A 20,947-nucleotide genomic window follows, 5' to 3' on the forward strand; every position below is an offset into this window, starting at 1 on the left:
TTTATTTGTCGCTTTATGGATATATTCTCTCTCTAAATCTTGGGAAGGGTATGGAATCTCTTATATGATCTAGTCCAGCTATCCATGTTACCAATCTATCTACACCAAGCCCATAACCGCTATGAGGTACTGTGCCATATTTTCTTAAATCTAAATACCATTGATAATCGCTTGGGTTATAACCTTCTTCAACTATTCTTTTATATAGTTTTTCATAACTATCTTCTCTTTGGCTACCTCCTACTACTTCTCCATATCCTTCTGGGGCTTCTAAATCAAAGCCCAATACAACATCTGGTCTGCTATCATCTATCTTCATATAGAAACTTTTCAGATGCTTTGGAAACATAGTTAGGAAAAATGGCGTATCGAAGTATTCTGTTAGTACTTTCTCTTCATCGGCCCCTATATCATCTCCCCACTTTATGTTAATTCCTTTATTTTTTAATTTCAATATCGCCTCGTCATACGTAATTTCTGGGAAATTTGTTTTTAATGAGTTTTCGAGTATATTTGTGTCTCTTTTAACTATCTCTAAATCCTCCAGCCTATCTTCTAAAACCTTCTTAATGGCACTCTTAATTAATCCTTCTACATGATTCATCATATCTTTCATACCCATCCATGCAGCTTCTCCTTCTAAATGATAGTATTCATAAAGATGTCTCCTAGTCCTACTTTTTTCTGCCCTAAAACTTGGAGTTATTGCCCAAACTTTTTCTAAGCTGAATATCATGACCTCTAAATAAAATTGTGCACTTTGGCTTAAATATGCTTTTTTGTTAAAGAAATTGACCTCAAACAGAGTAGCTCCACCTTCAACAGCACTTTGCGTTAATATTGGAGGATTAACTTCCCACCAGTTGTTTTTCTTAAAGTATTCCCTTAATCCTTCCAAAACTGATTGTCTTATTTTCATTATCGATGTTAATTTTCTAGATCTCAACCATAAGTGTCTTATATCTAATAAGTAGTCTATGCTTTCTCCTCCCTTTATTGGAAAGTCATCCGAAAGCCCTATTATTGATAAATTTTCTATTTGCAATTCTTTACCGCCTGGAGCTCTTTCATCATTTTTAACTATACCTTCTATAACAACTGAAGATTCTATGGTAGATTTTTCTGCTAAAGAAACTAAGTCTTGTGGAGCATTTTTCCTAGGTAAAACTGTTTGAATTATACCTTCAGAATCTCTTACAACTATAAATATATTATCTGCTAGATCTCTTTTTCTGTAAATCCATCCTCTGACCTTGGTTTTCTCTCCTTCATTTAACTTTAATATTTGCTTTGTACTATTAAATCCTTCATTTTGCTCGCCCATAATTTATTCCCCATAATTTATAAAAAACTATAGGTTTAAATTTTATAGGTATTTAAATTAAAGAAATTTAAATTTTGAAAAAAGCTTAGAGATAAAAATTATAAAGGGTAATTTGCATTGGAAAATGGGACCTGAGCCGGGTGTGGTCGCCGAGACCTATATTAGGGCCCGTAGTCTAGGTGGTTAGGACGCCGCCCTTACACGGCGGAGGTCGCCGGTTCGAGCCCGGCCGGGCCCATCTACTTGATTTATAAATTAAAAGCAATGCCGCAAAAAGGTGAAATATTGGACAGAAATTCAATACTGATAACAATAAGCTGGCTTATTTGGGGCGCAGGATTCTACGTTTATTATCCATTTTATTCTATATTGGTAGCCAAATATATTGGAGAAAATAATTTAGGCCAGTTTTTTACTTATTTAGAAATAATTAGTTTGCCTTTCCCAATATTAGGTGCGCTTCTTTTCAGAAAAATTGGAGAAAAAAATACCATTATTTTAGGTATGTTTTTATCCGGCTTAGGAATATTTATCATACCATATGCAAAAAGCTATTTTGATTTGTTGTTTGCATCGATAATATCTTACTTGTTTTATATATCATTGCCTAACTATTATTCTTTAATGAAAAATAAAGAATCTGGAACACTTACTAAAATATGGGCTATATCTGTTTTGCCTGCTGTAATATTCCCTATTCTAGGAGGATCATCTGCACAAGTGATTAGCTTAAAGATTCCATTTATTTTGGGAGGATTATTAACATGCGCATCGGGATTTGTTATTTTTCCTATTAACGATAAAGTTGAAAGAGGATCATTTAGAATATCTATTAAAAAAGATCCGACCCCTTTTTTATCTATAATCCCTATAGCATTGGTTACACCGTTTCTAATGCCAGAATTAGTAAGAGTCTATCATATGAATTATTTTTTGATAGGCCTAATAGATTCGTTATTAGAAACACTAGGCATGATTTCAGGTTTCTTTCTACCTAGGGTTAACAAATTAGGACTTCCAATATCTCTTCTAATTTTTTCATTAATTTCATTTTTTTATTTCTATTGGCCCTTTTCCTTAGTATTCGGAATGAGAGAAGCAATTATACCATTAAGCTTAGATTATTGGAGCAGCCCTAAATCCCCGGAAGGAATATCATTAATAAATACTATGCAATTGCTTGGATGGGTTGTAGGATATGGTATTAGTTGGATTTTAAAAGCACCAAAAAATAGTATTGTATTTTCTTCAATATTTTCATTTACGTTAGGATTATATTTAATTTTTATAATATTATTAGAAAAGAAGAATGGCAATAGAATTATGAACTAACTGGCGCTATATACATAACAAATTCTTCTGGACCTGATATACTAAACTCTATCTTTAGAGGGTAATCTGTAGTAAATTCTAGATTCACACTTTCTGCTATAGTTGTTATTGGTTCAATTGTAGATCTCAATGAACTCAAGCTATAAGATGACGTTGATTCCTCATCAATAGAGACTTCTTGAAGTGGTGAATCTTTTTTCATAATCCATTGATAATATTTTTCTTCTCCACTAACTTCAGCTGTTATCTGATTATCTTTTCCGGTTATTTTAATAACATCACCAACTAACTTTGCATCTTTTACAAGAGTATCTATGTCATTTGCTGATACTATAAAACGAACTGTTGGATTCATCTTAATTTCTTTTACTTCATTTTCTTCAGATTCCCCACTCGACACATCAAATGATCTCTCTACACCTGTTTTTTCATCAACCAAAGTTACTCTCATATAACTATCTCCAGTTGAATATTGGAGAATTATCTTATCATTTCTTGTGGATCTTCTAAGCACCTTGCTCAATTCACTCATGTTAACAGTTAGAGTAATATCAGAATCTACAGAAAGTTCTTCAAAGGCAGTTGATGAAACTTTAAAAATTCCTAAAATTGTTTTGTCTGGGCTGAAAAGCCAAGACGTCAGCCCATCGCTGCTAAAATGAAATAATCCTTCATCGTTAATCCTAGCTAAAGCTTGTACAATTTTTTTAAATTTGCTACCGGAAGTATAAACTGCTTTAATTGAGACCAAACTTAGCACCTAATTTATATAGTTCTATTAAACTAAATATAAATTATTCTATTAATACATGGACTTATGAAAAGGATATCTATATGATTTTATTCAATCCAATCCTGAGTCTGAATTTTTTCAGGAATATATTGAAATGCTAAAAACTTTAATCCTTTGCTTGCCATAGCTTCTATTTCTAGTTTTGCTTTTTTATCCATAAACATATCTATTTCTCTTTTCCAAAGCTTTGAATGGAACCATGAATACTTCATTAACTCTTTAGCCCTTTTTATGTCAACATCTTTAGCCTTTATTATAAAATTCCTTCTTTCTTCGTCGTTCAAATATGCCTTTTTTGTCCCATAACCAAATATGTCGCTCATTGATACTCCCAAAAATTTTGCTTTCGGTGTAGCTAATCTTTCACTTTCATAACTTAACTGTATACTACCTACCTTAAACACGCTATAAATATACCACCCATAAGGATCTGAATCAGTTAATATATATACAGGTAATTTTAGCTCATCGTGAAGCCTTCTAACAAACCTTCTAGTGGCTCTATCAGGCTGACCTGCACCTGTAACTAAGAGAGCCTTATACTTTTGCCAGAAACCTGCCCTATGAAGTTGTTGAAATACTGCATCTTTCTCTACAACTAAAACTAATTCAGCATCATAATCTAAAAACTCTATTAAATCTGGTGTTGATTCTATAGCATAAGCCCCATGACCTAATTTAGATAAATCTATAATATCATTACCGCTCCTTATTCTCATATTTCCTACAACTTTTCCTTTTTCTTTACTTAATATTAGCATATCTTCCCTCAATAATCCTGTCATAACCTCTACGTCTCTTATAGATGCATCGCTTTCTGATTGTTCTTCCCATGTATTTTCTTCTTTGATCTTTCCATTCAAATCCTTAAACAATATTGTGTGCTTGCCTCTATAGTATAGATCTCTTATTGTTGGGTATTCGTTTTCAACCAATGCTTGATAAATAATTGAAGCCATTAATAACGTTTGCATAAATTTCTTTGTTTCATTCATATTTAAGAAGTTCCTCTCTATTTTCCTTATACCAAGCTTCAAAATGCCTTTACTAGGGTCAAAAACGGTGTTAGCTAAAGTTCTCATTGGTATTTCTAATTTAGGTGGACTACCTTTTTCTATACTTTCAGATAATTCACTGAATTTCTTGTGAAATATTTCAGCTACTTTTTTTCTAGCTGCTATATCAATTTTGTCTATATGAGACATTCTTTTTTACACCTCATTGTTCTAATTTAACATTTGCTATAACAGATCTAACTATCTTTTCTGGATCTTCTTCTTTTCCATCAATTTTAGGCAATTCTATAGATTTTGACACTATTTTTACAAGTTTTTCAATAATTTTCTCATTATTATTTTTCCCGTCAGTACCCCATTTATCCGGGGGAATTGATAATATGGATAAGCTTCTTGCAATTTCTGGAATATATTTTGATATAGTTACTATTTTTTCTCTTAATGTACGTTCGCTGTTCTTTTTTGAAATATATAACCTTAAACTCCTTGCAATTTCTTGAACAGCATTTTTAATTTCACTTTCCAACTCTTGAACTTCACTAAGACTTTCTTTACCAACACCTTTATAAGGTACCTTTGTACTGGCAACGTGAACTAAAACAACTAATGGCATAGGCTCTTCAATATTATATAGCTTCCAGTTTATTGAGCTTACTACCTTATATGAAACATCTTCTCTCTCTTCATATAATAATGGAATTTTGTTAGCATATCTTAACAGCACGGGCTCCTCTGTAGGAATTATGTTACCTCCATAAGCAATTCCTGCCTCAACTATAAATGGGTGACCTTCATATGCCCTAGCCTGTCTTGTTATAGCCTTTACCCATTCAGCATTAAATAATCTCTTCAAACCTACTTCAATTAATTCTTCACCTATTGGACTTAGATAATCACTTCTTGGAGGTCTAAAGTTTTTGTACGTCCTTAATCCAGTAGCCACTACTTGCAAAAGTTTTGAGTTTCCTTTTTCAATAAGCATTTTAGGATTCATGTTTGGATCAATACCTATGCTTTCAAGAAACTTTCTTGCAGTTATTTCACCTATACTCTGAAATTCTTCTACCATAAATTCTAGCATTGTTTTTGTTTTTGTAAAAGAAACCATGGCTTTAAGTTGCTCTATATCAATGCCATGAGGGTGTGGCTTTGCTTCACTTGGAGGTTTTGGCATTTTTTTGGTAACCCTTGGAAAATAGTATATTTCATTTTCTGGGGTTTCAAAAATTATCTCAGCATAAGGAGCTATAAGTGCTGTTCTTTTTATGTATTCAATAATTTTTTGTTTTGCTCTTACCCAATCACCTTCTAATGTTAGATAAACTTTTGTACCATGCCAATTACTTCTTTTAAGAAGTTGACCTTCTTCAATTATAACTGGCTCATTTTTCTTAATGTCTATTAGTAATTTTTTATAATAAATATTATCACTTGAATCTGTAGAAGATACAATAAAAACGGGTTGACCTGTTGTCATCTGAGAATACAATATTGCTGCTTTAACACCGAGGCCGTACATACCCCTTGTTTGTCTAATTACATACTTACTACTATACAAAACTTTACCAAAAGCATTTGCTATCTCATTTGGAGGCACTCCAATACCATTATCTTCAACTGCGACCTCGTATTTAGCAGGCTTATCATCTGTAGCTGCCTCTACTTCTTTTATTGATATCTTAACCTCAGGCAATACATTATGACTGTCCGTTGCATCTAAAGAATTTTCTACAAGTTCTCTAACAGTTTGATATATAGCTCTTGTTGGATTTGAAAAGCCCGCTAATTCTTTATTTTTGGCAAAAAACTCAGCTATACTCATCTCTCTATATTTTTCTTGTGCTTTAATTCTTTCTTCCGATTCGGCCTCGGCGCTCATTTTTTCCACCTCTTAAATTCTTTTAACTTACCGGACTTAATACCAGTATAAGGTATATGACTAAGGTTTTAATAATTTAATAAAAAATTTATATTATAATTTTTAAAATACTTTAAGGATAGATGCAGCCAATATAGGTAATGTTATGGTCGCATCTCCATAAACTATAGATTTTTTGGCCTTAGGTTTAATTTTTCCCCAGGTTATTGCTTCTCTTGGCATAGCTCCGCTTAGGCTTCCATCCCATTCTGACGCTGTAGTTAAATAAACAACATAGTCTAATCCATTCCTAAATTGACTCCACCAAATAGCATGATGCTTGCTAATTCCTCCTCCAATAATAAGTGCTGTAGCTTTTTCTTTCTCATCAAAAAATATATCAGAAAGTTTTTTCATATCTATGAAATAGTTTACCTTAAAATCTTTGTATTTTTGCGATTCCATAAACAAATCAGTACCGAAAGCTCCATCAGGCCAGCCAGGTACAAAGACATCTACGCCTGAGTTTCTCGAGGCCCTTAAGAAACTATTTTCATCGCTTATCATGCTTCCTGCCAAATTCAAAAGCTCGTAAACCCCCCACTCATTTTTTATTTTAACTGCTTCTTTAACTAGTTTTTTAACAAACTCTTCTACTCTAAGACCATAATCATCAATTCGTATAAAGACATTTCCTAGCCTATGTATATTGTTTTTATAAAGATTTTCATCATCAGATTCAAAATATCCTTTAAAGTATATGCCTCCATTAGATCTTGCTATATCGTGATCTAATGCGCCACACGTAGTTATGATTACGTTAAATGCTTTCTTTTCTATCAGTTGAGTTATAATACCCCTTAGACCTGTTGATATTAAATTACCAGTAAAAGTCAAAATCCTTACATTTGATTCCTTTAGACCTTCAGCTAATATATTTGCAGATTCGTAAATATGGCCAGCCATAAACCCATAGATGTCTCCATAAATCTCTATCAATTTTTCAACTGGCATGTTTGGATCTATTCTAACATCTTTAACTGGTTTAATTTCCATTTCCATCACATTTTTACTAAATAGTATACATAAATAAAAGCTTAACACAAAAATCTTATTATGGGATTAAGTACTATATAAGCATTTCTATATTGAAATGAAAATAATTTTTAGCATAAAAGATCTATTTGGTGAATGAACTTGAGAAAGAGAAGTCTGTCTAATTTAATTGGCACTGTTATTTTAATTAGCGCAACATTAATTGGAGGTGTTCTTGTTTACAATTATTTCCAAAAATCTTTAACTACAATGGAAAATATGGGACAAGGTGTAAATATAATGGCAAACTCACAGACAATTAGCAGCAATAGCCAAATTATATATATAAAAATTACAAACGATATGCAGAGTCAAATTAAAATAACCGGAATATATGGAATTTATCAAAATGGAACGCAAGAAAACATAACACTATCGTCAAACAATATAGTTCCTGATGTAATAAATAAATATATTAATCCTGGTGAGTCAATATCATTTGTTGTTTATACGTCGTCTAGTTTGCAATCAATATTTCTACAATATAACGATACACAATCAAACACAATTATGTCAACTCAACCAGTTAATCTAAAGTGATTAAATTGAGACTAGGCTTAGAAAAAGCCTTCAAAATAATTAAAAATAATAAAACCGAGGAAAAAGATACAAAAGAAAATTTTTATGAGCAGGAAGATAATCTTTTTAAAAATCCACCAAAATGGTCAGTTATTGCACAATATAAAATAGGCCCAGTTAATTATTATGTATATAGAGGGGAAGATAATCTAGTTCACCTTTACATAAATGAACCAAAAATAGAAATGAATATAGATTTACTGACAGGATTGAAAAAGGATACAAACGAAGAAGAAAGATATCTAATTAACAAATATAAAAGCGGTTATGGAAAAATCTATCCATTAATTATTGACCCTCATATAGATGAAATATCATATAATGGATATACTAATAATATAAGCGCTATACACAAATTAGTTCCATCAAGATGGATCATGGTTGATATAAAATTAGAAAAAGAAGAATCTGATTCCTTAGTTATTGAACTTGCTAGAAAAGCAAATAAAGTGGTTAGTCTTACTACCCCATATATAGAAGGTATAACAGATGATGGCAATAGGATATCTGTTTCGTTCCTTAATGAAATCTCCCATTTTGGCAGTAACTTTGTTCTAAGAAAATATCCAGAAAAGCCATTAACCATGTCTGATTTACTTGCATCCAAAGTGTTAAGCCCCATTATAGCGGCATATATATGGCTTTTGGCTGAGGCGCAGGGATTTTTGATAATATCTGGAAGCATGGGAAGCGGAAAGACGACTTTATTACAATCAATAGCAAGTCTTTTACCACCTTATAGCAAAATAATTACAATAGAAGATACCCCTGAACTAAAGTTAATCTCACCAAATTGGGATTCTTTTATAACAAGGCCAAAACTTCCTGGTAGCGAAGTCGAAGAAATCAATATGGAAGACTTATTAAAATATGCATTAAGAAGAAGAGCAGATTATGTTATAGTAGGAGAAGTTAGAGGAAGAGAAGCAAAGGTGCTTGCGCAGGCTGCTACAAGTGGTTATGGAGCTATGACTACAATTCACTCAGATTCTCCTGAAGGAGTAATATCAAGGCTTACCTTAGAACCAATAAAGTTGCCTTCCCTTTTCATAAAGTCAATTACAGCAATAATCCAAATAAGAACATTACCTTCCTTAGGAGGAAAAGCAATAAGAAGGTTATATGAAATAGACGAAGTTGATGATGAGGAATTATTAAATATATACAAGCTAGGATATCAAACGAATGATATAGATAATATTGTAAGAAAAAGCAAGAAACTAGAGATTGCAAGCAATAGACTTGGGTTCAATTATAATGAAATCTCTGAAGAAATGAAATCTAGAATAGAATTTTTAGAAAATACAATAGGGAAAAGCCCTGAAGATTTCTATGTTTCTTTATCAAGATACTATGTAGAAAAATATGGAGATGTATTATGATAAGCATGTATATTAAAAAGTTTGATTACTTAAAACTAGATATAAAAACCATAATTCTAATTAAAAAAGTAAGTAGACTACTTAAAATGATCTCTTTATTAATGTTTATTATTTTAATTTACCTAATAATAGTCCATAAATTTTTTATTGTTTCTTTGCTAAGTTTAATTTCAATATTATTTTTCTTTTCTGATTTTTGGATTCCAGAGATTTGGCTTAAGATTTTAAATAATGGGATCGAATATGAGTTACCATCTCTTTTAGCATTTCTAATACCATATGCCTCTACAACAAGAAACCTTATAGATTTATTGCTAACTATGCCAGATTCCTTAAAATTAAAGTATATAAAGAAAGAAATTGAAAGACTTAAAATTATTTTGAATTTTACCCAAGATAGTAGAAAGGCATTATCCAAACTGGGTGAAACGACACCTAATTTAAGATTTAAGAGGCTTATTGTAGATTATGTTCAATCAGAATATATGGGAACTTCGAAAAATAAAATTGCAATGCTATTATATAAGTATGCAATTTATGGAATAAGGGATGAATGGAAAAATTATATAGAGCTGGGTAAGGAATTTGTGGAAATCAGCATAGGGATTATTTTATCAATAGGCGTATTGGCAATATTAATATTATTTAATGGATCAAACTTATTATTTATTGTATTAGTCTTCGGATTATTTTTCATTCCTTTAATTTCAATCCTGCTGCTCTTATTGAGACCAAAAATAGGTGAGCCTCAAGATAACTATTTCGTTGAAATTTTATCCATAGTATTCCCATTAATCTCTTCTTTTCTCATATTAAAAAGCATGGTTTACTTTTCATTAATACCGCTTATAATAGGCTCTATAATATTAGAAGTTTATTATAGAGAAACAGAGAAAAAAATTGATATAGCTTTATCAAATTTAAGAACAGCCTCGGAAAAAGCAAAGATTGGAAAAAGGTTTGATGTAGAGTTAAACAGGGCTAAAATATTAGCAAACAATATAATTCAAGCTATTTTGGAATCAGAAAAAATAGCTGGAAAAATAGGAGTTAGCAATGCCATAGAAGGAATTAGACTAATAATTGAAGAATCTAGAAGACTATCAAACTCTATAAAAGCACAGTCAATCTTTATGATGTCGATTGCTATTATTTCTCCACTAATATCAATATTTGCCATTAATATTATTTCTAGTACTTTTCTCAATTCATACCAATTCATACCAATTAACTATAACATGTTTTCTTTTTCAAAAATTATAATAGCATCCCTTTCTCCATTAACCGTTTTACCTATTTCAATATTATATAGAGGTAAAATTCCAACACTTATACCAAGCTTACTATCTACATTGTTAGTTATATTATTACTCAGATAATAAATTAAAATAAAATAACCTTGACTCATAGTATGTTATTTCTCCATTTTTATCAACTATGGCTATAACTGGTATATGAGAATCTGCAACAGCTAAATTACTCCACTCTGCAATCTGAGAAGTAGTTATCGAATTACCTTCCCCTAATACTAAAACCTCAAATTTCTTAAGGTTGGCTGTTTCAGAGATAAGAGTATTATCTCTTGAACCTTCCCAAACCCTTCTTCCTCTTCTCCTTAAATCAAAATAAACTAAAAATATATTTAAAGGTATTTTATAATATTTTATGATTTCTAGTGCTTTTTTCCAACTTGTTTGGCCATTCATATTTGCCCTCTCAATAGCAACTAAATATGAACCTTCTAAACTGCTTATATAATTATTTACCATTAAACCATTTTTTTCTAATTGCTCACAAAAATCTTTGTTATTACAAGCTTTTACTGATATTTTTCCTTTTTCTATTGCTAACTCTAAGTAGTTTTCTTTTGACATTTTATTCCTCTTCCCTCTTCGAACGCCTAAAATATAAATAGTCAGCCAACTCAATTAAAGCTGCAACTCCAGCACCGGCAACACTATATAAAAGAAATCCACTCCCTATAAACAAATTAATTATTTCCGAACCGGTAATTATTCCTACTTTTAATCCATAATTTTCTAATGTTACTCCCAACTGAGCAAATGCGAAGGCTAAAGAAATAATTATTGCTATTGATGCAGTTTCTTTCAATATATTTAAGTTACTTTTTGTTACCTTGTAAAATATTCTAGAAACAACTATATACAATGTAAATCCAGCAAGCAAAATTGGTATTGAATTAGCTATTATGCTACCTGAAAATATTATGAGATTTTCTTTACTTATTGCTGAATAATATCCGGCAAGAACACTAGCCAAAATAGTTACCCCTAATATACCTATACCTGCTATCTGAAAATGACTAGTTTCTCTTAAATATTTGGCAAACCTCGTTAATAGACTATAAGCTCTATCCTCTACATTAAATCCTTTTAATATTAAAAATACTCCTAAAACAGCTAGTATAATTTTTAATGCCAAAAATATGTACCCAAATACAGATAATATACCAAATAAAGCAATTAATATGCCTGGTATACCTAAGAAATATTTTGAATATTTAGGATCATCTATAGCCTTTCTTATATATCTTGCTAGTAAGAAATAGCTTCCTTCTACACCTAGATGCTGTTCAACTATAACCCTTCTCAGACCTGCTATTGGTGCAAGCTCCCTTAATACCTCCGCTACCAAAAGCTCATCAGTACCATCACTTACCAAATAAAATTCCACATCTTTATTGCCAATTTTTTCTAGCAATTGTTTAACCCTATCTTTGATAAGGATTTGAGCTAACATGTTGTTTGTTGCATGACCCCCTACTATAGCTATCTCAGGATCATTGCTCGTTGTTTTTAAATTCTCATATAAATTAAGACCTGCAAATATAGCATTTGTGTCAGAATCTTCTGGCCTCTTTTCTGCAAAATCTATAGCAGCCTTCATAACTTCATCTTTACCAAATATCAGAGACCTACCAGTAACGTTACCTATATCATCATCAATATCTATTATTAATATTATTGGTTTTTTAGTTTTTTCTTCCACTATCCTTTGCCCAAAATATCTATATGAATTCTAAAATAATAATATTTTCTTTCATAATTTTAAGATTTATTATTAAAGCTATTTTATTTAACGCGAGTTTATAATCTCTGGTTTTTAGCTAATAGTATGCTGATAGGGTGAAAAAAGTGTCGGGAAAGTATTATGATTTAGATCTTGACGAATCATTTATAAATGAACTAAGAGAAACTCTTGCATATATGGTAAATCCGGTAACAATTAGCGTATTTGTTGATGAAGAATGTGAAACATGCGAAGATACAATAAAACTAATAAATACTATAGCAGATGCTTCACCTGTAAAAAATGGTAAAAAAATGATTGAAGTTAAAATATATAATAAATCAAATCAAGAAGATCTAAAGGAATTTCAAAAACAAGGAGTTGAAAGAGTTCCAGCAGTAACTCTCATAGGCGGGTTAATAAAGTATAGTGGAATACCTGCAGGAGAAGAAATAAGAGGATTTATTGAGACAATAATGAGGATAAGCGAGAATGACTCAGGATTAGAAAAAGAAACGAGAGAAGAGCTTGCAAAACTAAAAGGTAATGTACATATAGAGACGGTTATAACTCCCTCATGCCCATATTGTCCTTACGCAGTGCTATTATCAAACATGTTTGCATATGAAGCATACAAACAAAATAATCCGAAAATACTATCTGAAACAGTAGAAGCTTATGAAAATATGGATATAGCAGAAAAATACGGAGTAATGAGCGTACCAGCAATAGCATTAAATGGCGTAGTATCTTTTGTGGGAGTTCCCTATGAAGAAGATTTCATAACGTATATAAAAGCAGCTGCAGAAAATAAACTAAAACAAATGGTTCCTAAAGAAGAAGGAGAAGCAACTGGAATCTAACTTTTCAAACTATTCAATAATTTATTTTTAATTGAAGATTCGTGGCTTAAATAGATTTTAGCTTTACAATAGCAACCTGAAGGCGATGGTATTCTATAGATTCCTGCACTATCTAATATATCGTAGCATCCAAGATGTGAACATATTTCCATTTTTTCAGTTCTTATTTTAGGTAAAATTTCAATTATTGAATTATATCCAGATACATTAAATATATCAAATTCTATTGTTTTATTATTAATTTCACTTAATATAACAGAAGAATAACCGCTTCTTATATGATTTATAATTTCATATCCATATGAAAAATTAGTATTAATATCTATTAAAGTATTAAAAGATTTTAAAATTCCACCCTTAACTATATAAAATGGTTTTGAAGAATTTATTTTTAGTTGGCCTGATTCAAATTCTAATTCAAAGCCATAGTTAGATACAAAACCAATTTCTGAATTCAAAACAAAAACATTTGTTCTAAAACTAGATTTTCTTGTATGAAATCTAAAAAACTTAAAAGGATAAAGGATAAAAAATGAAATGTCGTGATATGGTATTTTAAAAATTATTTCGTTTTCATGATTAAATAAAAGTGTTATATCGTTGTTAGTAAAAAGGGTCCCTATGTTAGTTTCATATATATTTATCCTGCCTAGTGAATACCTATCAATAACATTAAATTGTAAAGAACCTATGTTATAATTACTTTTCCCTTCTACTTTTTTTACTTCTAAACATTCCTGAGTCTTTACTTTTGAAAATGGATCTGAATCTCTTACATAAATTTTCTTATTATTGTAGCTAAAACAATTTCCATAATTTAGCTCGTTAAGAATTGGTGCATGAGGAATAAAACCTAATGGATTAATTATGTAACTATCTTGAATTACTGTATTTGGACTATAGCTTTTATAATTAAAAACCAAGTTTTTTATTGGTTTATCAGGAATACTCGACAACAAGCCTCCACCATTAATTTTCAGTTGGTAAGTATTGCAGCACAGCCATGTTAACTTTATATTGGCGCCAATTTTAACATCATAGATACCATTATTGTTAGCAATTGCAGGGAAACTTGGTATATTCAAAATCTCTTCTTTAAATATATCGTCTTTTTTAAAATTTTCAAAAAAATCAAACCACTCTTTAAATATTAAGCTTTTCTCCAATTATTTGACCTCCAACCTAATTTTTATTAATTAATAAAACAAAAATAATTTATACATAAAATAAATCTGCTTTAATAAACATATGCTATTATAATTCCTCCAGTTTTTTTGACTAGAGCGTCTTTATGAGTCATAACGCCTTGATTTGTAGACAAAATTAGATGACCAAGATCTCTACTTGCTAGGAATCTTCTTAAGTTCTCCGGAAGCCTTAATAATTCATTATACTTTATGGAAACCCTTGGCCTAACTGGACCTATTTTATTAATTCTTCCTAATAGCTGTACTTTAAACTTTCCAAATCTACCATCATCAACATATTCGAATTCTCCTATATATCCCTCTTTTTGAAGAACTCTTAGAACAGATGCTGAGAGCTTTGAAGCGGGTAACAATACGACTTCTCTTTCTCCCCTAAGCTCAGAATTCATTATTGAAGATAAATGATAAGCCAAAACATCTACCATTATCTATCACCTTACTTATATTTCTTAAACCCTAATGAGGGAGCTACCTCCCTAAAACATTGTCTGCATAAATAAATTCCATATTTTTGAATAACAGCATCTCTTGTTCCACACCTTTGACACTTCTGAGCTCCACGTCCAATACTTTTTACTTTTGGTGGCTTATATTTTCCCATTACATTCACCTCATATAAATGTGACTCCAAGTTCTTTACTGAGCAGCACTATTGTTTCCTCTGGTTTCACTCTATGCCTTATTGGCATTTTAGATGTTTTAATCTTTCTCTTTTCTATTCTATATCCAGGTTTTTCTACTGTTATTATTACATCCATCCCTACTATACCTATTTCAGGATCATATCTAGCTCCCGGCAATAATATATACTCAGTTATCCCAAATCCCACGTTACCGAACTTATCAATACTACTCTTTTTGATTCTATAGCCAACTGCTTCAAGTGCTTTCTTTAAAAACGCATAAGCCTTTTCTCCTCTTAATGTAACCATGGTTGCTATATTTTCACCTTTTCTTATACCAAAAGGCCTTACAGTTTTTTTAGCCCTTCTTAAAGAAGCCTTTTGACCTGTAAGTTGAGTTAGTAAATCTTGTATTTTAACTAGCTTTTCTCCCGATTGGCCTAACGCAATATTTACAGTTACCTTAACTATTCTTGGTTTAGTCATAGGATTTTCTTCCCATGACTTTAATATCTTATTTACCTCATTATCATCCAAAGCTATGCTCATAACTCGATCTCCTCCGGTAATGTAATAACAGGTTTCTCTTTTCCTACAACTAATACGTATTCAAGAGCTGTTTGTATCTTTTTACCATCTTTTCCTTCTAAGGTTATTGAAGTCCATTTCCAGCCCCATTGTTTATTTATAGATACTAGCTTGCCTAACCTACCTACGTTCTTTCCCCAAACTATTAATGCTGAATCCCCGATTTGGAATGGTATATGATCTTTTATATCTTGATTAGGTAACCCTATTAGTAAAGTATCTAATGTATTATACGGAACTTCCTTCTTCTCTTTTTCATTTAGTTTAATTAATATATTTCTACCTCCGCTAAGGTTTAATTGTATATTACCGCCTTTCACTACTGTTTTATTTTCTATCCTAACAGGTTTAATACTAGCTTCCTCTTTAGATATTTTATGCAACCTAAGATAATCTGTAGGATAGGGAATTACTCTATAATATTCATCATTTTCTGGTATTTCCAATACATCCATAACACTTAAAGGATATTTATAATCCCTTACTACTTTTCCATCAACCTTAATTTTCCCTTCAGCAATTATTTTTATTGCTTCCTTGCCGGATTCGGCATATTTTAATAAATCCCTTAAAACTAACATTAAAGGAAGGCTTTGTTCAACTTTATGTGGACCTGGAGATGGTTTAACAGTCCATGGTCTAACCTTTCTTGGAACAGGCCAAAATACTGGTGCTGTCTTTGCTTTAATAGATCTGCTTCCTCCCATATTGCCCATTACTTTTCACCCTCTTTTTCTTCTGGCTGTTTTTCTTCAACTTTAGCTTCTGAAACACTTTTTTCTTCTTGCGTTACCATTTTTCCTCCTCTCCTCTGCACAATTTTCTTTCTTTCTTCGTCTTTTAAATCTAAATCAGTGATGACTAGATTCCAAGGCCTAAATTTGACAGGTATTTCTGTCCCATCGGCTTTTTTCCTTGTAATACCTTCAATTTTAACAAACAATCTTTTTAGATCTACCTCTGATACCTTACCTGATTTTCCTTTATATGATCCTTTAACAACTTTAACCTTATCGCCTACTCTTAATGGCATGTTTCTAATTCCAAATTTTTCTCTTAATTCTTTACTTAATTGCACTGTTACCAACTTATGTTTCAAATGAAGAGGCATATTAAATAAAAACTTACGCTGTTTCCTAGGACTAGATGATTTCATCATATATAACACCTCATATAATTGAGGTAGCAAGCTTAGCTACCGTAGGCCATCTTTCTGCTACTTCTTTTGGAACTGCACCTCTTATTTCGCTTCCTTTGGGAGTTCCATCAGGATTAACCAAAACTAGTGCATTGTCGTTAAATGATATCCAAGTACCATCAGACCTTTTATAAGGTCTTTTCTGTCTTATAACAACGGCATAACTTATTTGCTTTCTAACTTGAGGAGTTCCTTTCTTAATAGACACTACCACTAAATCACCAACAGTTGCTCTTGCTAATCTCCTAACCCTGGTCTTCACTAATGGAACATCAACAATTAAAGCTTCCTTAGCCCCACTATTATCTGCTACAAATGCTGTTGAACCAACTTGAAGACCTGCACTTAATCCTCTTCTTGAAAGCACTGCTCCATATTTCTTCCTCTTTGGCATTTATTTAGCACCCCTTATGTATGCTTACCTAAGATTACAAACTTTATAGTTTTTGATAATGGTCTAGTTTCACCAATTAATACTTTATCTCCTTCCTTTATATCTAAACATGCAGGAACATGCACGTGCTTTTTAGTTCTCCTCCACTCGTATCTTTTATACTTACGATCATAATACAAATACTCATGCCTTACAACTGCACTTTCCTTTGTTCTTAGCTTTTCAACAACAGCTTCTAATAATACACCTCTAACTTTAAGTGATCCATGCCATGGGCAATATGGATCACTACAGCTTTTTTGGGGCGGAACCACCCCAGGTATCTGCAAATTCTTTATTGTTTTCTGCTCTGGCATTAACCTTACACCTATCGCGATTCCTTATTTTACCGCACATCAAAAAGTAAAAAATGATACTTATAAACTCTATTGGAACTCTTACAATATGAAACCTATATATTCCTAAAAATTAAAAGAGCTAATTTATTTTCTTACAATATTAGATAACAAATGACATTTTTATTATTTTTTTATATATTATTCTAAAAGTAAACATTAATAACCTAATTAATTAGATTATGTGATAATCTTTAATATTTATCCCGACTTGTTTAATCTTTTTTTGAGCTTCACTAAACAACAGGTCTTTATTGCACATATAAAGAAGAAGAGTTTTTAATTGCTTTTTAACGTTATCATAAATAAATTCAGGCAATTCCGCTTTCTTTTCGCACTTTAAGTTTTCTAATATTTTTATAGATCTTATATTCTCAAGATCAACATAAGCCATAATATATTTGACATCAATTTTGGAAACCGCACTAAAAATTTGAGCATAGATAAGACCAGTTCCTCTAAACTCCTCAGATAAACCATAAGCGATTTCTGCTATGTGAGGTTGGAGCATAATGCCAAATTTCGGACCTATAGTAACTATCACATCACCAACAACATAATTATCGCTTATAGCTAAATCGATATTTATTTCTTTGTTTTTAATTCTATTTTCCAGCACATCTGGTTTGCTAAGTTTACCTGTATAATTGAATAGCCTATATGAAGTAAAATCATTAATTAACTTAGACCAAAACGCTATGATCTTTTCTGAATCCTTTGGATTTGCTTCCCTAAGCTCAATTATTCTTCCATCTTTCAAATTAATAAACAATATTATTCGCCTTTATTCTTTGAAACTTAATACTTTTTAATAACTACTCTATATTACAAAATTTAAATATTATTACGTATAAATAAAAACAAATATAGATTTACAAAATCATGTTTAGAGATTTGTAACATGTCTTTTTAATTAGAATAATCATAAATCTAAAGCATTAAGCTAAAAAGTAAAAAATTATCTAAAAAATAATTTGTATTAAACAATAACAAATATCATTTTAATATATTTTTAGCTCTGTCTTCAGGCCTTCCTATCAACTCGTCTCCTAAAATAATTATTTTTTCACTATCGACTCTAAATTCAAGAACTGCCCCTTTTTTTAAAATTTTTAATTTATCTTTATCTGTTTCCAAAACTATAGTATTTTTTGTTTCATAAAATATTCTTCCGCATTTACCTTCTAAAGAAGGATCCAAATGCTTAATGATACAAACTTCTAATCCAATTATTTCATGATATAATAAATTTTTTCTATTTACTTTCAAAAAAGGTCACATTTATTTACTTTGAGTCTTTTTCTTTTCATTAAGTAATGTCAAGATTCTGGCCTTATTTTTTCTAAGCTGTTTTATTCTAGCTGGATTATCAAGTGAACCTGTAGATGCCTTATGTCTTAATACTGTCAAATCAGATATCGTATCATTTAATGTTTTCTTAATTTCTTCATCCTGCATTTTTCTCAGTTCACTCATTTTGAGCTTGTATTTCCCCACCTTCCTCAACCTCCTTTTCTTCACTTATTTCTTCCATCATTTCCTCTAGTTTTTCTTGTCCTTCCTCAGATTTAATTTCTTCTACCTGCTCTCTTAAAGATTGAATAACATTTTTGATTTCATCTTCTCCTTTCTCATATATATGCGGTTGCGATGCCTGTTGCTTAACTATAATAACTCTCACACCATAAACTCCTTGAGGAAGTTTTGCACCTGAAACTGCTTTATCAACATATTGATCCACAATATCCCCAGTTTTGATTACCTTACCCATTTGAAGCTTCTCAAATTTAGCTCTTTCATTCGTTAATTTACCGCTTATTACTATTTCTGCCCCAATAGCACCAGCTTCTATTATTCTCCTTAATGTTGCCATAGCAACCCTTCTAAAATGATAACCCATTTCTAAAGATCTAGCAACTCTAAATGCTTGAACTCTTGCATTAAGCTCCATATTATCTGGTTGACTAACAGTTACTTGAGCGTTTTCTAAACCAAAGACTTTCTGGAACACTCCTTGCAATCTTCTAATTGTTGCTCCTTTCCTACCAATTATAAGTGCAGGTCTTTCCGCATATATGTGAATTCTTGTGCCAAGACCACTTTGAATTATATGAACTCCAGAATATCCCGCTGTATAGAAGTTTTGAGCAAGATATTCATCTATCTTTGCTCTAAGCATTGCCTGATCTAAGAAGTATTTTTTTATTCTAGACATAACTTCATCCCTCCATTCTAACTATCACTTCTACATTTGACCTGAATTTTCTAATTATATCAGCTCTTCCGAAGGCTCTAGGCATAGCTCTTTTTAATGTTAGGCCCTTGCTCACACCTATGTGAGATATAACTAATTTATCTACTTCTAATCCTTTATTTTCTGCATTATTTTCCACATTTTCTAGCAATTTTAAAACATATCTAGAAGCTTTGATGGGATATCTACCAGAAGGTACGCCCCATCTATCGCTTAAACCTCTCTTATGAGAAACCTTTTTGTTAGATCTTCTAAATGGTATTGGCTCTTTCTGTTCAATTACATTTTCTAAGAATTTTTCAGCTTTCTTTAAATTCATACCATTTATTGCCTTTGCTATCTCAACTATTACCTTAGGATGTACAGGAACTTCCCTAATTACTGCTTTTGCAATTTTACTTTCGTCGGGAATTTTAACTGAATAACTCCATTCTGGCAATTAAACCACCTCATACTTTAGCAGCTACATGCAAGCTGCTCTTAGATGCCTTTAATCCAGGCTCTCCATGATGAACAGTTTTTGTTGTATGACTATATTCTCCAAGTCTATGCCCAATCATTTCTGGGGTTATTTTTACCGAAACGTATTCCTTACCGTTATGAACTGCTATTGTTAACCCAATCATTTCTGGCAATATAACTAAATCCCTAACATGAGTTTTGATTACTGTATTTACTTTGCTAGGATCCTGCTGAATAGCCTTCCTAAGAGCTCTGATCTTAGCTAACAATGTTTTCTGAGAAGGCGTAAAACCCCTCGTTAAGCTTCTCCTAGATCTTGATGGAAATAACTTTACTAATTCGTCCATAGGCATATTTAGTAATTCTTCTAAAGTCTTTCCTCTATATTTAAATCGCTTCCATTCTGGTTTCAGTTCAATCGACATTTCTTTCACCTAACTGGCTCGCGCGCTTTCTAGCAATTCCTAGTTATTTATACTCCTTTAAAATCCTTTTATGCTATAATGAAATAAATTTAAATAAATTATTTAGTAAATTTTATTTAAAAACAAGT

26 protein-coding genes and 1 tRNA gene are annotated in these 20,947 nt (G+C 31.4%); 6 read left to right on the plus strand and 21 right to left on the minus strand.

The features are described from left to right. Positions 1 to 13 precede the first annotated feature (13 nt). The gene (gene asnS, locus Q0C16_RS06110; RefSeq protein WP_292320466.1) at positions 14 to 1,324 is read right to left on the minus strand and encodes an asparagine--tRNA ligase; all 1,311 of its coding nucleotides are present in this window, start codon (positions 1,322 to 1,324) and stop codon (positions 14 to 16) included. A 164-nt stretch (positions 1,325 to 1,488) separates the two neighbouring features. On the opposite strand from asnS, the gene Q0C16_RS06115 reads away from it, so the two are divergent. After that, positions 1,489 to 1,562: transfer RNA gene (locus Q0C16_RS06115), tRNA-Val, on the plus strand. Positions 1,563 to 1,609: 47 nt separating this feature from the next. Beyond that, on the plus strand, positions 1,610 to 2,656 hold the full coding sequence (locus tag Q0C16_RS06120; protein ID WP_292320468.1) for a hypothetical protein: 1,047 nt from the start codon (positions 1,610 to 1,612) through the stop codon (positions 2,654 to 2,656). Here Q0C16_RS06120 and Q0C16_RS06125 read toward each other — a convergent pair. The 4 genes from Q0C16_RS06125 to Q0C16_RS06140 all read right to left on the minus strand — a co-directional run bounded on the left by Q0C16_RS06125 (position 2,646) and on the right by Q0C16_RS06140 (position 7,379). Next, positions 2,646 to 3,407, minus strand: coding sequence for a DNA polymerase sliding clamp (locus tag Q0C16_RS06125; protein WP_292320470.1), 762 nt, complete (start codon positions 3,405 to 3,407; stop codon positions 2,646 to 2,648). The genes Q0C16_RS06120 and Q0C16_RS06125 overlap by 11 nt on opposite strands. Before the next feature lie 89 nt (positions 3,408 to 3,496). Continuing rightward, positions 3,497 to 4,654, minus strand: a complete 1,158-nt coding sequence (locus Q0C16_RS06130; RefSeq protein WP_292320472.1) for a DNA topoisomerase IV subunit A — start codon at positions 4,652 to 4,654, stop codon at positions 3,497 to 3,499. Between the two features lie 13 nt (positions 4,655 to 4,667). Further along, positions 4,668 to 6,314, minus strand: coding sequence for a DNA topoisomerase VI subunit B (locus Q0C16_RS06135; RefSeq protein ID WP_367117923.1), 1,647 nt, complete (start codon positions 6,312 to 6,314; stop codon positions 4,668 to 4,670). A gap of 132 nt (positions 6,315 to 6,446) precedes the next feature. Next, positions 6,447 to 7,379 (minus strand): deoxyhypusine synthase, encoded by a 933-nt coding sequence (locus Q0C16_RS06140; protein WP_292320476.1) that lies wholly within the window; start codon positions 7,377 to 7,379, stop codon positions 6,447 to 6,449. A 141-nt stretch (positions 7,380 to 7,520) separates the two neighbouring features. Here Q0C16_RS06140 and Q0C16_RS06145 point away from each other — a divergent pair, with 141 nt between their 5' ends. From Q0C16_RS06145 to Q0C16_RS06155, 3 genes are read left to right on the plus strand one after another with little or no spacing between them, the layout of a single operon-like run. Further along, the gene (locus tag Q0C16_RS06145) at positions 7,521 to 7,958 is read left to right on the plus strand and encodes a hypothetical protein (protein WP_292320478.1); all 438 of its coding nucleotides are present in this window, start codon (positions 7,521 to 7,523) and stop codon (positions 7,956 to 7,958) included. Further along, positions 7,955 to 9,379, plus strand: coding sequence for a type II/IV secretion system ATPase subunit (locus tag Q0C16_RS06150; protein WP_292320481.1), 1,425 nt, complete (start codon positions 7,955 to 7,957; stop codon positions 9,377 to 9,379). The genes Q0C16_RS06145 and Q0C16_RS06150 overlap by 4 nt, the downstream gene beginning before the upstream one ends. Next, the gene (locus Q0C16_RS06155; RefSeq protein WP_292320483.1) at positions 9,376 to 10,758 is read left to right on the plus strand and encodes a hypothetical protein; all 1,383 of its coding nucleotides are present in this window, start codon (positions 9,376 to 9,378) and stop codon (positions 10,756 to 10,758) included. Before Q0C16_RS06150 ends, Q0C16_RS06155 begins: the two co-directional genes overlap by 4 nt. Here Q0C16_RS06155 and Q0C16_RS06160 read toward each other — a convergent pair. Together Q0C16_RS06160 and Q0C16_RS06165 are read right to left on the minus strand one after the other, a co-directional pair. After that, positions 10,747 to 11,253, minus strand: coding sequence for a hypothetical protein (locus Q0C16_RS06160; RefSeq protein WP_292320485.1), 507 nt, complete (start codon positions 11,251 to 11,253; stop codon positions 10,747 to 10,749). The two genes, Q0C16_RS06155 and Q0C16_RS06160, sit on opposite strands and share 12 nt — an antisense overlap. Position 11,254: 1 nt before the next feature. Continuing rightward, positions 11,255 to 12,388 (minus strand): DUF373 family protein, encoded by a 1,134-nt coding sequence (locus tag Q0C16_RS06165; protein WP_292320488.1) that lies wholly within the window; start codon positions 12,386 to 12,388, stop codon positions 11,255 to 11,257. A 146-nt stretch (positions 12,389 to 12,534) separates the two neighbouring features. Here Q0C16_RS06165 and Q0C16_RS06170 point away from each other — a divergent pair, with 146 nt between their 5' ends. After that, complete coding sequence (locus Q0C16_RS06170) at positions 12,535 to 13,272, plus strand: thioredoxin family protein (protein WP_292320490.1); 738 nt, start codon at positions 12,535 to 12,537, stop codon at positions 13,270 to 13,272. Here the strand turns inward: Q0C16_RS06170 and Q0C16_RS06175 are convergent. From Q0C16_RS06175 to Q0C16_RS06240, 14 genes are all read right to left on the minus strand, one after another. After that, entirely contained in the window at positions 13,269 to 14,438 is a 1,170-nt protein-coding gene (locus Q0C16_RS06175; protein WP_292320492.1) for a hypothetical protein, read from the minus strand. The genes Q0C16_RS06170 and Q0C16_RS06175 overlap by 4 nt on opposite strands. 71 nt (positions 14,439 to 14,509) lie before the next feature. Then, complete coding sequence (locus Q0C16_RS06180; protein WP_292320494.1) at positions 14,510 to 14,905, minus strand: 30S ribosomal protein S8; 396 nt, start codon at positions 14,903 to 14,905, stop codon at positions 14,510 to 14,512. Positions 14,906 to 14,916: 11 nt separating this feature from the next. Next, the gene (locus Q0C16_RS06185; protein ID WP_292320496.1) at positions 14,917 to 15,081 is read right to left on the minus strand and encodes a 30S ribosomal protein S14; all 165 of its coding nucleotides are present in this window, start codon (positions 15,079 to 15,081) and stop codon (positions 14,917 to 14,919) included. Positions 15,082 to 15,091: 10 nt separating this feature from the next. Further along, on the minus strand, positions 15,092 to 15,652 hold the full coding sequence (locus Q0C16_RS06190) for a 50S ribosomal protein L5 (RefSeq protein ID WP_292320497.1): 561 nt from the start codon (positions 15,650 to 15,652) through the stop codon (positions 15,092 to 15,094). Continuing rightward, complete coding sequence (locus Q0C16_RS06195) at positions 15,649 to 16,407, minus strand: 30S ribosomal protein S4e (RefSeq protein ID WP_292320499.1); 759 nt, start codon at positions 16,405 to 16,407, stop codon at positions 15,649 to 15,651. Before Q0C16_RS06195 ends, Q0C16_RS06190 begins: the two co-directional genes overlap by 4 nt. Further along, positions 16,407 to 16,850, minus strand: coding sequence for a 50S ribosomal protein L24 (gene rplX, locus Q0C16_RS06200; RefSeq protein WP_292320501.1), 444 nt, complete (start codon positions 16,848 to 16,850; stop codon positions 16,407 to 16,409). The genes Q0C16_RS06195 and rplX overlap by 1 nt, the downstream gene beginning before the upstream one ends. A 10-nt stretch (positions 16,851 to 16,860) precedes the next feature. Continuing rightward, positions 16,861 to 17,283, minus strand: coding sequence for a 50S ribosomal protein L14 (locus Q0C16_RS06205; RefSeq protein ID WP_292320503.1), 423 nt, complete (start codon positions 17,281 to 17,283; stop codon positions 16,861 to 16,863). 14 nt (positions 17,284 to 17,297) lie between these two features. Further along, positions 17,298 to 17,639, minus strand: coding sequence for a 30S ribosomal protein S17 (locus tag Q0C16_RS06210; protein ID WP_292320505.1), 342 nt, complete (start codon positions 17,637 to 17,639; stop codon positions 17,298 to 17,300). Between the two features lie 214 nt (positions 17,640 to 17,853). Next, positions 17,854 to 18,450, minus strand: coding sequence for a GNAT family protein (locus Q0C16_RS06215; protein WP_292320507.1), 597 nt, complete (start codon positions 18,448 to 18,450; stop codon positions 17,854 to 17,856). Between the two features lie 224 nt (positions 18,451 to 18,674). Beyond that, the gene (locus tag Q0C16_RS06220) at positions 18,675 to 18,947 is read right to left on the minus strand and encodes a ribonuclease P protein subunit (protein ID WP_292320509.1); all 273 of its coding nucleotides are present in this window, start codon (positions 18,945 to 18,947) and stop codon (positions 18,675 to 18,677) included. Positions 18,948 to 18,959: 12 nt separating this feature from the next. Beyond that, positions 18,960 to 19,154, minus strand: coding sequence for a 50S ribosomal protein L29 (gene rpmC / locus Q0C16_RS06225; protein WP_292320511.1), 195 nt, complete (start codon positions 19,152 to 19,154; stop codon positions 18,960 to 18,962). Then, positions 19,147 to 19,893 (minus strand): 30S ribosomal protein S3, encoded by a 747-nt coding sequence (locus Q0C16_RS06230; protein ID WP_292320513.1) that lies wholly within the window; start codon positions 19,891 to 19,893, stop codon positions 19,147 to 19,149. Before Q0C16_RS06230 ends, rpmC begins: the two co-directional genes overlap by 8 nt. Positions 19,894 to 19,897: 4 nt before the next feature. Then, positions 19,898 to 20,371: a 50S ribosomal protein L22 gene (gene rplV / locus Q0C16_RS06235; RefSeq protein WP_292320515.1), complete on the minus strand. Its 474-nt coding sequence runs from the start codon at positions 20,369 to 20,371 to the stop codon at positions 19,898 to 19,900. A gap of 10 nt (positions 20,372 to 20,381) precedes the next feature. Further along, the gene (locus tag Q0C16_RS06240) at positions 20,382 to 20,819 is read right to left on the minus strand and encodes a 30S ribosomal protein S19 (protein ID WP_292320517.1); all 438 of its coding nucleotides are present in this window, start codon (positions 20,817 to 20,819) and stop codon (positions 20,382 to 20,384) included. Positions 20,820 to 20,947 lie beyond the last annotated feature (128 nt).

This window comes from Caldisphaera sp., from assembly GCF_023256325.1.
Lineage (GTDB): Archaea > Thermoproteota > Thermoprotei_A > Sulfolobales > Acidilobaceae > Caldisphaera.